Raw genomic sequence first — 12,845 nt, 5'->3', positions numbered from 1 at the left:
CTCCGGGGCGCGGGAGTTGCGCCCGGCGGGGGCGGGCCGCCGGTCAGCTCCCGCCCGGCGCGACCAGCCCGGTCTCGTACGCGAGCACCACCGCCTGTGCCCGGTCCCGCAGGTCGAGCTTGGCGAAGATCCGGGCCACGTGGGTCTTCACCGTCGACTCGCTGAGCGTCAGTTCGCGCGCCAGCTCGGTGTTGGACAGCCCCCGCCCGAGCAGCGCGAGCACCTCCGTCTCGCGCGGGGTGAGCGGTGCGAGGTCGCGGTGCAGCGGCGGGCCGTCGGCGCCGGGGGCCGGGCGCGGGGCGCCGGCCGCGAAGCGCTCGACCAGGCGCCGGGTGATCGAGGGGGCGAGCAGCGCGTCCCCGGTGTCCACCAGCCGTACGGCGGCGGCGAGATGGGCCGAGGTGACGTCCTTGAGCAGGAAGCCGCTGGCCCCGGCGGACAGCGCGGCGTAGACGTAGTGGTCCAGGTCGAAGGTGGTCAGCATGATCACCCGGCAGCCGGGCGCCCGGGCCAGGATGCGCCGGGCCGCCTCCAGTCCGTCCATGACGGGCATCCGGATGTCCAGCAGCGCCACGTCCGGGCGGTGCAGGACGGCGGCGGCCACCGCCTCGGCACCGTCGGAGGCCTCGGCGACCACGTCGATGCCGCGCGCCGTGAGGATCATCCGGAAACCGGTGCGGACCAGCTCCTGGTCGTCGGCGATCACCACCCGGGGGCGGCGCTCCTGCTGCGGCCCGTGCTGCCCGTGCTGCCGCTGTTCGTGCCCCTGCTCGTGCTCCATGGTCCCCTCCGTCACGGCCGGTCCAGCGGGATGCGGGCGCGGACCCGGAAGCCACCGCCGAGCCGCCGCCGGGCGTCCAGGTCCCCGCCGTACACCGCGACCCGCTCCCGCAGGCCGATCAGCCCGCGCCCGGCGCCGTCCGGCCGCCCCGCCGCCGGGGCGGCCCCGCCGGAGAGCACGCTCGGGCCGCTGTTGAGCACCTCCACCCGCAGGTAGTGGTCCGCGTAGCGCACCGTCACCTCCGCCGTCACCCCGTCCCCGTGCTTGAGCGCGTTGGTCAGCGCCTCCTGGACGATCCGGTACGCCGTCACGTCGATGCCGCCGGGCAGCGGCCTCGGCTCGCCCGAGATCCGCACCTCGACCGGCAGCCCGGCGAAGGCGAACCGGTCGATCAGCGGGCTCAGCCGGCCCAGGCTGGGCTGCGGCGCGAAGCCGTCCGCCCCGGACTCCTCGCCGCCGTCCGCGGCGGGCGCGAGCAGCCCGAGCAGGTGCCGCAGTTCGGTCATGGTGTCCCGCCCGGCCGCCTCGACCGCCGACATCGCGGCCGCCGCCTCCTCCGGCATGGTGGCCAGCACCTCGCGCGCGGCCCCGGCCTGCACCACCATCAGGCTCACGTTGTGGCTCACGATGTCGTGCAACTCGGCGGCGATCCTGGCCCGTTCGGCGTCCACGGCGGTCCGGGCGGCGCTCTCCCGCTCCCGTTCCAGCAGCCAGCCGCGCTCGCCGATGGCCGCGCGGTGCAGCCGCCGCGCCCGGGCGAGCGCCACCGCCAGCCACCCGGCCGCCGCGCTCGCCGCACCGGCCGTCGCGACGGCCGCCCAGTCCCACCCCGTTCCCCACACGGCGTCAGCTTCGCAGGTCACGGCATGATCCACATCATCCGGGGGTGCCGGGCCCGTACATCCCGGGTACTACGGCCGCCGTGGTTACACCCGGGGTGGGACGTGCCGCCCGCGGCCCCGCGCCTACGGTCGTCCACCATGAGCAATCACCACGACGGGACGACCTCCCGGCCGGACGACGCGCAGGTCGTCGTCGAGCTGTCCGGCGTCCACAAGGAGTTCGGCGACGCCAAGGCGCTCGACGGCGTCGACCTGCGGATCCGCGCCGGCGAGGCGGTCGCCGTGATGGGCCCCTCCGGGTGCGGCAAGTCCACCCTGCTGAACATGGTGGCCGGCCTGGACCGGCCCACCGCCGGGACGGTCCGGGTCCAGGGGCAGGACCTCGGTCAGCTCAACGAGAACGGACTGGCCCTGTTCCGCCGCCGCCACATCGGCATGGTCTTCCAGTTCTTCAACCTGATCGACGACCTCCCGGCCCTCGACAACGTCGCCCTGGCCGCCCAGCTGACCGGCACCAGCGCCCGCCAGGCCCGCCGCCGGGCGCTGGAACTGCTCGACGAACTCGGCGTCGCCCACCGCAAGGACGTCTACCCGGCCACCCTCAGCGGCGGCGAGCGCCAGCGGGTCGCGGTGGCCCGCGCCCTGATGAACCGCCCGGCCCTGCTGCTCGCCGACGAGCCCACCGGCGCCCTGGACAGCCGCTCCGGCGAGCAGGTGATGGACCTGCTGATCGACCTCAACCAGATCGGCCAGACCCTGCTGATCGTCACCCACGACCCCCACCTCGCCACCCGCTGCGCCAGCCGCCTGGTCGAGGTCGCGGACGGGCGCGTGGCGAACGAGCGGATGCTGGAGGCGTCCGCATGACCGGCGGCGCGGTGTGGCGGGCCTCGCGGGCGGCCGTGAAGCGCCGCCGGGTGCAGACCGTCGTGATCGGCCTGGTCGTCTTCTGCGCGACCACGACGGTGCTGCTCGCCCTCGCGGTGATCAGCGCCGCCCGGGCCCCCTTCGACGAGGCCTTCGACGGGCAGCGCGGTGCCCACGTCGTGGCGTCCTTCGACCCGGCCGGGGCCTCGGCGGAGCAACTGTCCGCCACCGCCCACCGGCCGGGCGTCGAGGCGGCCGCCGGGCCGTTCGACCAGGTCGTGGTGGACATCCCCACCGACTGGGTCGGCAGTCCGCCCGGACCGCTGACCCTGGTCGGCCGGGCCGACCCGGCGGGGCCGGTGGACCGGGTCGAGCTGCTGTCCGGCCGCTGGGTCACCGCACCCGGCGAGGTGGTCCTCAACTCGCCGTTCGGGGGCGCGTCGGACAAGCTCCTGGGTTCCCCGCTCCCCGTCGGCGGCGGCCGGCACCTGACCGTCGTCGGCTTCGCCACCAGCATGAGCCAGAGCGCCGGCGGCTGGGTCACCCCGGAGCAGGCCTCCGCCCTGCACCCCACCGGCCGGCAGATGCTCTACCGCTTCACCGACGCCGGGAGCGAGCAGCGGCTCACCTCCGCGATGGGCGCGGCCACCGAGGGCCTGCCGGGCGACGCGGTCACCAGCGTCCAGTCGTACCTGGTGCTCAAGGACGCCTTCTCGGCGGGGGCCGACGCCTACCTGCCGCTGATGACGGTCTTCGGCGTGCTCGGCCTGGTCGTCTCGGCGCTGATCGTCGGCAACGTGGTGAGCGGTGCGGTCGTCTCCGGCTACCGGCACATCGGCGTGCTGAAGTCGATCGGCTTCACTCCGCGCCAGGTCGTCACCGTCTACCTGACCATGGTCTCGGTGCCGGCGGTCGCCGGGACGGTCCTCGGTACGGTGGCGGGCTGGGTGGCGTCGTACCCGATCCTCAGGTCCGCGTTCTCCGGGATCGTCACCGGCACGGCCGTGATCGAGCCCGCCGGCTGGCTGCCGGCCGCCACCCTGGCCGGCGTCCCGGCGCTGGTCGTCCTCGCGGCGCTGCTCCCGGCCTCGCGCGCCCACCGGCTCTCCGCCGCCGAGGCCATCTCGGCCGGCAGCGCCCCGCGCGGCGGCCGCGGGTTGAAGGTCCAGCGCTGGCTGAGCGGCACCCGGTTGCCGCGCGCCGTCAGCCTCGGCCTCGGCCAGCCGTTCGCCCGCCCCGCCCGTACGGCGCTGACCATGGCGGCGATCGTGCTCGGCGTGGTCACCGTGACGATGACGGCGGGCCTGAGCACCACCCTGACCAGGCTGGTGGACCACACCGACGGCCACACCCACGTCAACGTCCGGACGGCCCACTTCGCGGGCAACCGGATCGCGCCCACGCTGACCCCGGCCGGGACGGAGGCGATGCTGCGGGCCGCTCCCGGGGCCGAGCGGGTCGGTACGCGCGGGCTGGTGCAGGTCGGGCTGGTCGGGCACGCCCAGCCCGCGTTCGCGGACTTCTACGGTGGCGACGTCGACGCCAAGTGGCTGTCGGTGGTGAACGGCCGTCCGGCGACCGGCCCGAACGAGATCGAGGCCGGCCCGTCGTTCCTGAAGCAGCACGGGCTCAAGCTCGGCGACACGGTGACCCTGGACCTGGACGGGCGGCAGCTGGCCGTCACCCTGGTCGGCGAGGAGTCCGAGGGCAACCCCCGGGCGTTCGCCTCCAACGACGCCACCAGGGCCGCCCTCACCGACGATCCGCACGTCGTCGAGTACGACGTGACGCTCGCCGTGGGCGCCGATGCCGAGGCGTACCGCAAGGCGGTGTCGGAGGCCGATCCGAGCCTCTCGGCCTCGGTCTTCGACCCCGACCTGGGCGGGCCGATCGCCGCGGTCATCGCCTTCACCACGATCTTCACGGTGCTGCTGTCGGTGGTCGCCGCGCTGGGAGTCTTCAACACCCTGCTGCTCACCGTCCGCGAGCGCCGCCGGGATCTGGGCATGCTCAAGTCGATCGGGATGACGCCCCGGCAGGTGGTGGCGATGACGGTCACCTCGGTGGCCTGGCAGGGCGTGGCCAGCGGGATCATCGGCATCCCGGTCGGGGTGGTGGCCCACCGGCTGATCGCCGAGAACGTCGGGACGATCGTGTTCCCGCAGGAGACGCTGGACGTCTGGAACGGCCCGCTGCTGAGCGGTCTCGCCGTGGCGGGCGTCGCGATCGCCGTCCTCGGCGCCCTCGTCCCGGCCCGCTCGGCGGCGCGCCTGCCGATCGCCGAGGTGCTGCACAACGAGTAGCCGGGTGCACAACGAGTAGCCGGGTGCGCGACGGGCGACAGGGTGCACGACGAGTAGCCGGGTGCACGACGAGTGGCCGGGTTCCCGGTCGCGGTGGAGAGCCGGTCGGATCGTCCGACCGGCTCTCCGCCGTGCGCGGGCCCGCCGCGCCCGGTCACGGGAACTGACGCATGCTCAGTCGGTGCTGTGAGGAGGCCTATCATCTGCGCCATGGCCACCGCTGAGCTGATCCGCATCGTCTCCCGCTCCTCACCCATGGCGCTCGCCCAGGTCGAGCGGGTCCGCGCCGAACTCGCCGCCCTGCACCCGGGCCTGCGTACCGAGGTGGTGCCCGTCACCACCTCGGGCGACCGCTGGACGGGTGATCTCGCCCAGCTCGGCGGCAAGGGCGCGTTCACCAAGGAGGTCGACGCCGCGCTGCTCGCCGGGGAGGCCGACGTCGCCGTCCACTGCCTCAAGGACGTGCCCGCCGACCGACCGCTGCCGGCGGGCACGGTCTTCGCCGCGTACCTGCGCCGCGACGACATCCGCGACGCCCTCGTCCACCCCGGCGGCCTGCCGCTGGCCGCGCTGCCGCCCGGCACCCGGATCGGCACCTCGTCGGTGCGCCGGGTCGCCCAACTCGCCGCCTCCCACCCGCACGTGGAGTGCGTCCCGATCCGCGGCAACGCCAACAGCCGGCTCGCCAAGCTGGAGGCCGGGGACGTCGACGCGCTGCTGCTGGCCGTCTCCGGCCTGGAGCGGATCGGCGAGCGGGCGCGGATCACGGAGGTGCTCGGCATCGAGGCGATGTGCCCGCCGATCGGCGCGGGCATCCTGGTGCTGCAGTGCCGCGAGGGCGACGCCGCGACCATCGACGCGGTCTCCTCCCTGGGCCACCACGACACCTGGCGGGAGGCGGCGGCCGAGCGGATGTTCCTCCACGCCCTGCAGGGCCACTGCAACAGCCCGATCGCCGGTTACGCGAGGGCGGAGCGGGACGGCCGGCTGTCGCTGCGCGGCCGGGTCTTCACCCCGGACGGCAAGCAGGTGCTGGACGCCCACGAGTGGGCCGGCGCCCTCAGCCCGGAGGACCTGGGGACGTCGGTGGCCCTGGCGCTCAAGCGGCAGGGCGCGCAGGACCTGATCTCCTCGATCCCGCACTGAGAACCGGCGGGGGAGACCCGGTGGGGGAGACCCGGTGGGGGAGACCCGGCAGGGGAGGCCCGGTGGCGGGTCGGCCCTCCCGCCGTCGGGGCCGGCCCGGTGCCACGCCGTCAGTCCTCCGCGGTGGCCCGCTCGATGATGCCCGCGATCACCTCGGACTTGGCGTCGGCGTAGTTCTGCAGGTACTCCCACGACTGCCGGGCCAGGGCCCGCTTGGCGTCGGCGTACAGTTCGCGGTCGCCGTCGTGGCGGCGCAGCCGGTCGCGGAAGCGCAGCATCCGGTCGTTCTCGGGGCAGCCGGCGGACAGGACGTGGAGGTTCGCGTAGTCGGCGCCGGGGTCGATGTCGTGGTGGCGCAGGACGCGGTGCTCGTACCAGTCGGGCTCGCGGATGACGAGCCGGTACCCGAGGGCTTCGAGGGCGGGCAGGTAGGAGGCCTCGTCCGCGGAGTCCGGGACGATCAGCAGCATGTCGATGACCGGCTTGGCGGGGAGGCCGGGCACGGAGGTGGATCCGACGTGCTCGATCCGGTGGTCCAGCCGGGCCAGGCTCGCCTCCACGCGGGCGGCCTCCCGGGCGAAGGCGGCGGGCCAGCGCGGGTCGTGCTCGCGCAGGGTGATCGGGCCGTCGAGCCTGGGGGCCGGGCCCACGTTGGCCGCCTCGATCTCCTCGGTGGCCATCGGGACGCGGGGGATCTCCTGGTCGGACATGGCCGGCTCCTGGTCTTCGGGTGCTCTTCGGTTTCGATCTGCCTCATGATGCCCGTCCGGTGACCGCGCGGTGACCCTCCGGCGGTTCTCGCTGCGCCCCGGTGGGAACCGGCGAGAACCGGGCGGGTGCGCGGGGCGTCCGTTTGAGGCGTGATCAGTGCGGTGCTCGGCGGGATGCCGATGTTCTGGCCCGGGCTGCTGCTCTCGCTGGTGCCCGCGGCGCTGTTGAACCGGCCGGTGGGGCGGTTGCTGCGGGCCCACTGGGTGGTGGGCTTCGTGTTGCTGCTCGGGCTGGGCGGGGTGGTCGTGGCGACGCTGCTGCCGGAGGCCTTCCGGCTCTCGGAGGGTGCCGTCCGGCACTGTGCGGTGGAGGGCGGCCGGCCGCGTTCGCCGGGCGAGTTGCTGCGTGTGCGGCACATCGGGCTCAAGTTGGCGACGTACGCCCCGGTCGGTTTCGCGGCCGCGCTGGCGGGCACCCGGCGGCGGGCGGCGGTGGCGCTGCTGGGGGCGGCGGTGCTGCCGTTCGCGGTGTCGGTGGTGCACTACGCGCTGCCGGCGATCGGGCGGGTCTGTGACGTGCAGGACGTCTGGGACGGTGTGCAGGGGGTCGCGCTGGGGGCGGTGCTGGGCCTGGTGGCCGGGCCGCTGGTCCGGGCGGCGGCGCGGGCCCGGATCGCCTGAGCGCCCACCCGGGGAACGGACCCGACGGCTGAGGGCCTACTCGTCGAGGAGCGGGAAGAGCCGGGCGACGGCGGCGACCGGCCGGGCCCCGGCGGGTCGGGCGGCCGGGTCGGTGTCGCGGCCCCGGTAGCGGGCCAGGACCTGCCGGACGGCCTCGCCGACGGCGGTCAGTTCCTCGGGCGTCAGATGGACGACGGTGCTGAAGGCCTCGTCCTGCTGCCATTCGGCGGGGGCTTCGGCCCGCCGGGCCTGCCAGCGCCGGTAGCTCTCGTCCTCCAGTCCGCGCGCCAGTTCGCCGAACTCGGCCTCCCCGGCCGCCGGCCGGGCCTGCGGCAGCCGCCACGGCCGGGCCCGCCCGTCGGTGGCCGGGGCCTCCTCGATCTGCCCGTACCGGGCCAGTTGCCGCAGGTGGAACGAGCAGAGGCCGGAGCTGAGGCCGAGCCGGGCGGCGGCTTCGGTGGAGGTGACGGTGCCGTGCTCGGCGAGCAGTTCCAGCAGCGCGGTGCGGACGGCGTGCTCGGGGAGCGGGCCGGTTCTGACGAGGTCTTCGGTCACTTTGCAAAGTCTGCTACTTTGCAAAGTCGACAGCAAGCCCGACCACCCGAAGGAGCGCCCGTGTCCGAGCTGCGCGAACGTCCGACCGTCCTGCGGATCACCGAGGTGGGGGAGGAGATCCTGCGCCGCAGCTGCCGCACGGCCACCGAGGAGGACTTCGGCAGCGAGCGGCTGGCGCGGCTCATCGACGACATGTTCGCCACCATGCACGTCGCCGACGGCTGCGGCCTCGCCGCCAACCAGGTGGACGTGGACCTGCGCCTGTTCGTCTACGACTGCCCCGACGACGACGGCGTCCGGCACACCGGGCACATCCTCAACCCGGTGATCGAGGAGCAGGACCCGGGCCGCGCCCTGATCGAGGAGACCGAGGGCTGCCTCTCCGTCCCCGGCGCCGGCACCAAGCTCGCCCGCCCGGCCCGCACCGTGGTGCGCGGGGTCAACCAGCACGGCGAGGCGATCACCATCGAGGGCGCCGGCTACTTCGCCCGCTGCCTCCAGCACGAGACCGACCACCTCAACGGCGGGCTCTACATCGACCGCCTCTCCGCCCGCGACCGCAAGCGGATGATGAAGCAGACCGCGGACCGGAGGGAGAAGGTCTTCGCCGAGCGCGCCGCCAAGGCCGCCAGGCTCGCCGGGGCTGCGGACCGGGTGTCCTGACCGGCCGCCCGCACCCCGGCGCTCGCGGTCCCTTCGTTCGGGTCACCGTCCGTGAACCGGGCCTCGTCCGGGATCACGGGGTGTGGCCGGGCTCCTGGGCGGTCGCCGCGGTCGCCGCGGTGCGCCGCTGGTGCCAGTGGCCGACGGCGCCCAGGGCGGTGACCAGGACGCCGGCCGCGTAGAGCTGGGCGCGGTTGTCGGGGCTGGTGGTCATCAGGGCCAGGAGGGCGACCACGGCGGCGATGGCGAGCCAGGTCAGGTAGGGGAAGGCCCACATGCGGACGGTGAGCAGTTCGGGGTTCTCGCGCTCGACGCGGCGGCGCATGCGCAGCTGGGCGGCGCCGATGAAGAGCCAGAGCACCAGGATGGCCACACCGGTGGAGTTCAGCAGCCAGAGGAAGATCGTGTCCGGCCAGATGTAGCCCGCCAGGACGGCGGCGAAGCCGAAGCCGCAGGAGGCCAGCACGCTCAGTCGCGGGACGCCGCCGGTGACCTTGGCCAGCGCGCGGGGCCCCAGACCGCGGGTGACGAGCGAGTAGACCATCCGGGAGGCGCTGTAGATGTTGGCGTTCATCGCGCTCAGCAGGGCGATCAGCACCACGATCTTCATGGCCAGGGCGGCGCCGGGGACGTTGAGCAGTTGCAGCACCGTGACGTAGGGGCCCAGCGCGACCACGTCGGGGTCGTCCCAGGGCACCAGGGTGACGGCCAGGGCCATCGTGCCGATGTAGAAGATCGCGATCCGCCAGACCGCGGTGCGCACGGCGTTGGCGACGTTGCGGCGCGGGTCGTCGGACTCGGCGGCCGCGATGGTGACGGCCTCCAGGCCGCCGTAGGCGAAGACGGCGGGCAGCAGACCGGTGATCAGGCCGTCGCCGCCGTGCGGCAGGAAGCCGCCGCGGCCGGTCAGGTTGGCGGTGCCGGGGGCGTGGCCGATGACACCGGTGACGCCCAGCACGCCCAGGGTGAGGAAGGCGACGATCGCGGTGATCTTGATGGCCGCGAACCAGAACTCGAACTCGCCGAAGTTCTTCACGGCGGTCAGGTTGGTGGCGCAGAAGAAGGCCATGAAGATGCCGACCCAGACGAAGGCCGGAACCCCGGTGACCCAGGAGTGCATGATCGCGCCGGCCGCCGTGGCCTCGACGGCGACGGCGACGCCGATCATCACCCAGTACAGCCAGCCGGTGGTCAGGCCCGCCCAGGGGCCGATCTCGCGCTCGGCGTGCACCGAGAAGGAACCGGAGGCCGGGTGCGCGGCGGACATCTCGCCCAGCATCCGCATGATCAGCATCACCAGCAGCCCGGCCGCGACGAACGCCAGGATGATGCCCGGGCCGGCCACCGCGATGCCCGCGCCGGAGCCCACGAACAGGCCGGCGCCGATGACGCCGCCGAGGGCGATCATCGAGAGGTGGCGCTGCTTGAGGCCGTGGCTCAGCTGGGGGGCGGCCGGGGCCTCGGCGGCTTCCGGCGCCGTGGTGGTGCTCATCGGGGATCCATTCGTATGACGGACGCGTCGCGCGGACATGCGCCCCTGGTGTCCTGGAGGGAAGGATAGGCGGGTTTGACCAGAATATGCTTCCAAGCTTTTCCTGAGAGCCATCATGGAATGGAAGAATCTTCTCCATGGACGACGTGGACCGGAAAATCCTTGCCGAACTGCAGCGTGACGGGCGGCTGACCCTCACCGAGCTCGCCGAGCGGGTCCGCCTGAGCGTGTCGCCCTGCCACCGCCGGCTCCGGGCCCTGGAGCGCTCCGGCGCGATCGTCGGCTACCACGCCCGGCTCGACGCCGCCGCCCTCGGCCTGACCTTCGAGGCACTGGTCTTCGTCACCATGCGCTACGAGGACCGCGAGACCGTCGCGGCCTTCGAACAGGCCGTCGCCGACATCCCCGACGTCCTGGAGGCCCAGCGGCTGTTCGGCGACCCCGACTACCTCCTGCGCGTCGTCGCCCGCGACCTGGCGGCCTACCGGAAGCTCTACGACGAACGCCTGGCCACCCTGCCCGGCGTCCAGCGTCTCAGCTCCACCATCGTCATGGCGAACGTCGTCGAAGCCAGGCCCCTGCCGCTGTGAGGCTTTTACGTCTGCCTGCCTGCTGGCCGTGCGCGAGGGCTGACGGGGCCGCCCGACATCCCGGATCTGTACGGGTCGCGGCGGATGGCCGGGCGGTTGGGCGGCTCGGACGTGGGGGCGTACGCCAACGGCCCGCCGCCGGGAAGGTGGTGGGCCGTTGAGGGGAGGTCGGTTCGGTCAGACCTCGGCGGTGGCGGCGAACTTCACGAACGCCTCCCAGGCGGTCGGCTCGAAGGCCAGCTGGGGGCCGGACTTGTCCTTGGAGTCACGCACGTGGACGGTGCCGGGAGTCTCGGCGACCTCGACGCATGCGGCACCTTCGTTGCTGCTGTAACTGCTCTTGAACCATGCCAGATCCATGTTTCCTGACGGTACGCCAACGGCCCGCCGCCGGGAAGGTGGTGGGCCGTTGAGGGGAGGTCGGTTCGGTCAGACCTCGGCGGTGGCGGCGAACTTCACGAACGCCTCCCAGGCAGTCGGCTCGAAGGCCAGCTGGGGGCCGGACTTGTCCTTGGAGTCACGCACGTGGACGGTGCCGGGAGTCTCGGCGACCTCGACGCATTCTGCGCCCTCGTTGCTGCTGTAGCTGCTCTTGAACCAAGCCAGCTCGGCCATGTTCATCGCTCTCCCAGGATCATTTCGATCAAGGCCAAGGACTCCCTCATGTTGAGCGCCTGCCCCCTGAGGGTGCCGTACCGTGCAGCCATCTTACGGACTTCTTCCGGCTCCGTGATCAGTCTGTTGACGTGCTGGACTTCCACGTACGCGATCGGTGGACGCCCGGGAGGGGTGAGAAGTGTGAAGGGCCCGCCCATGCCCGCATTTTCGGGTGCGTCGAGCGGCATGATCTGCAGCTCAAGACCGCGAATTTCCGCCACCTTGAGGAGTCGTTCGAGCTGTTCTCGGTGTACATCCCAACCTCCGATCGGGCGTCGAAGGGCGCTTTCGTCGATCACCCAGCTCATGGTCGGCAAGGGCCACCGGGTGAGGATTTCTTGGCGAGCGAGTCGCGCTGCAACCCACGTGTCGATCTGTTCCACCGAGAGCCATGGCCTGCGCATCTCGTAGAGCGCTCGCATGTGAGCTTCGGTCTGAAGCAATCCAGGGATGAGTAGAGTGCTGTAGCTGTGGATCTCCAGGGCCTTGCCTTCTTCTTGCGTGAAGGCCTTGTTGTAAGCGGGGTGCCTCTCGGACACGCGCACCTTCGCCTTCATCACGTCGTCCGCAACGACCTTGAGCAGCCCGCCAGCGTCGAGAGCGTCGTCCACCACCGTGAGGTACTCGATCCTCGGGGTTCGCACGCCCCGTTCCACGGCCCCGACGTGGTCCTCGCTGTAACCGGTGACTTTGGCCAGCTGCTTCTGCGTGATTCCGGCCCGTTCACGGAAGAGCTTGATCATTTTTCCGACCGCGCTGTAGAACTCGGCGACCCCGTCGAACCCCTCCGCGGTCTCGCCGTCATCGAAGACGCTTCCCTCAAGGCCCATTGCAGCCCATCTCTTTCGATCTTGGGTCGACCGGCAGGCCAACCCTCCGCACCCGTACAGGTACTCTCCGTGCCCGTCGGGGTGCTGGTCAGCGTACGTCCGCCCGGCCACGCTTATCTCCCATGTCGACCGAAATCCCCCTCGAAAACCCCCGGTCCCACACCACCACCCTCACCGCCTCCCCCAAGGGTGCGGCCATCTGCCGGCGCCTGGCGCGTCGTCAACTCTCGGACTGGGGGCTGAACTCCACGCACACCGAACCCTTCCACTGCGCCTTGCTGGTCATCGCGGAGCTGGCCGCGAACGCGATCACGCACGGACGCGTTGCGGGGCGCGGGTTCGAGCTTCACCTCTCGCTCACCACCTCCGTGCGCCGGGGCACCACCCTCCGCATCGAGATCAGCGATCCCCGGGGCGACAGGCTCCCCATCCTTCCCACCGTCCACACCCCCAACGCCCAGACCGGGCGCGGCCTCACCCTCATCGACGCCCTCTGCGACCGCTGGGGCACCATCCCCCGCGAGCCCAACTCCAAGACCGTCTGGGCCGAGCTCGACCTCGGCCCCGCCACCCCCGATGCCGCCTGAACCCCGCGATAGCCCCACCCCAACACCCCACTGAACCCCCGGGAGTGGGACCTCGGCATCCCGCCGCTGCTGCTGGCGATGTACGTGACCTGGCAGATCCTGCTGAAGGCGCCGCCGCCGATCAAGGCGCAGCTGGACGAC

Annotated in this window: 15 protein-coding genes; 7 read left to right on the top strand and 8 right to left on the bottom strand. The window is 72.7% G+C overall.

Features of this window, described 5'->3' with window-relative positions; all coding sequences use genetic code 11:
- Positions 1-43: 43 nt before the first annotated feature.
- Both ACWD4P_RS25640 and ACWD4P_RS25635 read right to left on the bottom strand, forming a co-directional pair.
- A complete protein-coding gene (locus tag ACWD4P_RS25640) occupies positions 44-781 on the bottom strand; it encodes a response regulator (RefSeq protein WP_449781183.1) in 738 nt (245 codons plus the stop codon).
- A gap of 11 nt (positions 782-792) precedes the next feature.
- Positions 793-1,644, bottom strand: a complete 852-nt coding sequence (locus ACWD4P_RS25635) for a sensor histidine kinase (protein WP_449781182.1) — start codon at positions 1,642-1,644, stop codon at positions 793-795.
- A gap of 117 nt (positions 1,645-1,761) precedes the next feature.
- Between ACWD4P_RS25635 and ACWD4P_RS25630 the strand changes: the two genes are divergently transcribed.
- The 3 genes from ACWD4P_RS25630 to hemC all read left to right on the top strand — a co-directional run bounded on the left by ACWD4P_RS25630 (position 1,762) and on the right by hemC (position 5,939).
- Positions 1,762-2,490 carry an ABC transporter ATP-binding protein gene (locus tag ACWD4P_RS25630; RefSeq protein WP_449781181.1) on the top strand — a complete coding sequence of 243 codons (729 nt, stop codon included), beginning with the start codon at positions 1,762-1,764 and terminating at the stop codon, positions 2,488-2,490.
- Positions 2,487-4,793, top strand: coding sequence for an ABC transporter permease (locus tag ACWD4P_RS25625; protein ID WP_359824844.1), 2,307 nt, complete (start codon positions 2,487-2,489; stop codon positions 4,791-4,793). The genes ACWD4P_RS25630 and ACWD4P_RS25625 overlap by 4 nt, the downstream gene beginning before the upstream one ends.
- Positions 4,794-5,003: 210 nt before the next feature.
- Positions 5,004-5,939 (top strand): hydroxymethylbilane synthase, encoded by a 936-nt coding sequence (gene hemC, locus ACWD4P_RS25620; protein WP_449781180.1) that lies wholly within the window; start codon positions 5,004-5,006, stop codon positions 5,937-5,939.
- Positions 5,940-6,049: 110 nt separating this feature from the next.
- Here hemC and ACWD4P_RS25615 read toward each other — a convergent pair whose 3' ends face one another.
- On the bottom strand, positions 6,050-6,649 hold the full coding sequence (locus ACWD4P_RS25615) for a GrpB family protein (protein WP_449781179.1): 600 nt from the start codon (positions 6,647-6,649) through the stop codon (positions 6,050-6,052).
- A 150-nt stretch (positions 6,650-6,799) separates the two neighbouring features.
- On the opposite strand from ACWD4P_RS25615, the gene ACWD4P_RS25610 reads away from it, so the two are divergent.
- Positions 6,800-7,330: a hypothetical protein gene (locus tag ACWD4P_RS25610; RefSeq protein WP_449781178.1), complete on the top strand. Its 531-nt coding sequence runs from the start codon at positions 6,800-6,802 to the stop codon at positions 7,328-7,330.
- A gap of 36 nt (positions 7,331-7,366) precedes the next feature.
- On the opposite strand, the gene ACWD4P_RS25605 is transcribed toward ACWD4P_RS25610, so the two are convergent.
- Positions 7,367-7,885 (bottom strand): winged helix-turn-helix domain-containing protein, encoded by a 519-nt coding sequence (locus ACWD4P_RS25605; protein WP_359824835.1) that lies wholly within the window; start codon positions 7,883-7,885, stop codon positions 7,367-7,369.
- 18 nt (positions 7,886-7,903) lie between these two features.
- Here ACWD4P_RS25605 and def point away from each other — a divergent pair, with 18 nt between their 5' ends.
- Entirely contained in the window at positions 7,904-8,548 is a 645-nt protein-coding gene (def, locus tag ACWD4P_RS25600; RefSeq protein WP_449781177.1) for a peptide deformylase, read from the top strand.
- Positions 8,549-8,621: 73 nt separating this feature from the next.
- On the opposite strand, the gene ACWD4P_RS25595 is transcribed toward def, so the two are convergent.
- Positions 8,622-10,040 carry an amino acid permease gene (locus ACWD4P_RS25595; RefSeq protein ID WP_449781176.1) on the bottom strand — a complete coding sequence of 473 codons (1,419 nt, stop codon included), beginning with the start codon at positions 10,038-10,040 and terminating at the stop codon, positions 8,622-8,624.
- A 137-nt stretch (positions 10,041-10,177) separates the two neighbouring features.
- On the opposite strand from ACWD4P_RS25595, the gene ACWD4P_RS25590 reads away from it, so the two are divergent.
- Positions 10,178-10,630: an Lrp/AsnC family transcriptional regulator gene (locus tag ACWD4P_RS25590; RefSeq protein ID WP_359824827.1), complete on the top strand. Its 453-nt coding sequence runs from the start codon at positions 10,178-10,180 to the stop codon at positions 10,628-10,630.
- 177 nt (positions 10,631-10,807) lie between these two features.
- Here ACWD4P_RS25590 and ACWD4P_RS25585 read toward each other — a convergent pair whose 3' ends face one another.
- The 3 genes from ACWD4P_RS25585 to ACWD4P_RS25575 all read right to left on the bottom strand — a co-directional run bounded on the left by ACWD4P_RS25585 (position 10,808) and on the right by ACWD4P_RS25575 (position 12,117).
- Positions 10,808-10,990 (bottom strand): DUF397 domain-containing protein, encoded by a 183-nt coding sequence (locus tag ACWD4P_RS25585; RefSeq protein WP_449781175.1) that lies wholly within the window; start codon positions 10,988-10,990, stop codon positions 10,808-10,810.
- Between the two features lie 69 nt (positions 10,991-11,059).
- Positions 11,060-11,251, bottom strand: coding sequence for a DUF397 domain-containing protein (locus ACWD4P_RS25580; protein ID WP_449781174.1), 192 nt, complete (start codon positions 11,249-11,251; stop codon positions 11,060-11,062).
- Positions 11,248-12,117, bottom strand: coding sequence for a helix-turn-helix domain-containing protein (locus tag ACWD4P_RS25575; protein WP_449781173.1), 870 nt, complete (start codon positions 12,115-12,117; stop codon positions 11,248-11,250). The genes ACWD4P_RS25580 and ACWD4P_RS25575 overlap by 4 nt, the downstream gene beginning before the upstream one ends.
- A gap of 122 nt (positions 12,118-12,239) precedes the next feature.
- Between ACWD4P_RS25575 and ACWD4P_RS25570 the strand changes: the two genes are divergently transcribed.
- On the top strand, positions 12,240-12,704 hold the full coding sequence (locus ACWD4P_RS25570; RefSeq protein ID WP_359824820.1) for an ATP-binding protein: 465 nt from the start codon (positions 12,240-12,242) through the stop codon (positions 12,702-12,704).
- Positions 12,705-12,845 lie beyond the last annotated feature (141 nt).

The organism is Kitasatospora sp. NPDC002543, from assembly GCF_053594915.1.
The sequence above is the reverse complement of the archived record's forward strand: the minus strand, read 5'-3'. Positions and strand labels throughout refer to the sequence as shown.

Coding starts and splice junctions, on each gene's coding strand:
- ACWD4P_RS25640 (WP_449781183.1), bottom strand. CDS start 781: ATGGAGCACGAGCAGGGGCACGAACAGCGGCAGCACGGGCAGCACGGG.
- ACWD4P_RS25630 (WP_449781181.1), top strand. CDS start 1,762: ATGAGCAATCACCACGACGGGACGACCTCCCGGCCGGACGACGCGCAG.
- ACWD4P_RS25625 (WP_359824844.1), top strand. CDS start 2,487: ATGACCGGCGGCGCGGTGTGGCGGGCCTCGCGGGCGGCCGTGAAGCGC.
- hemC (WP_449781180.1), top strand. CDS start 5,004: ATGGCCACCGCTGAGCTGATCCGCATCGTCTCCCGCTCCTCACCCATG.
- ACWD4P_RS25615 (WP_449781179.1), bottom strand. CDS start 6,649: ATGTCCGACCAGGAGATCCCCCGCGTCCCGATGGCCACCGAGGAGATC.
- ACWD4P_RS25595 (WP_449781176.1), bottom strand. CDS start 10,040: ATGAGCACCACCACGGCGCCGGAAGCCGCCGAGGCCCCGGCCGCCCCC.
- ACWD4P_RS25590 (WP_359824827.1), top strand. CDS start 10,178: ATGGACGACGTGGACCGGAAAATCCTTGCCGAACTGCAGCGTGACGGG.
- ACWD4P_RS25585 (WP_449781175.1), bottom strand. CDS start 10,990: ATGGATCTGGCATGGTTCAAGAGCAGTTACAGCAGCAACGAAGGTGCC.
- ACWD4P_RS25580 (WP_449781174.1), bottom strand. CDS start 11,251: ATGAACATGGCCGAGCTGGCTTGGTTCAAGAGCAGCTACAGCAGCAAC.
- ACWD4P_RS25575 (WP_449781173.1), bottom strand. CDS start 12,117: ATGGGCCTTGAGGGAAGCGTCTTCGATGACGGCGAGACCGCGGAGGGG.
- ACWD4P_RS25570 (WP_359824820.1), top strand. CDS start 12,240: ATGTCGACCGAAATCCCCCTCGAAAACCCCCGGTCCCACACCACCACC.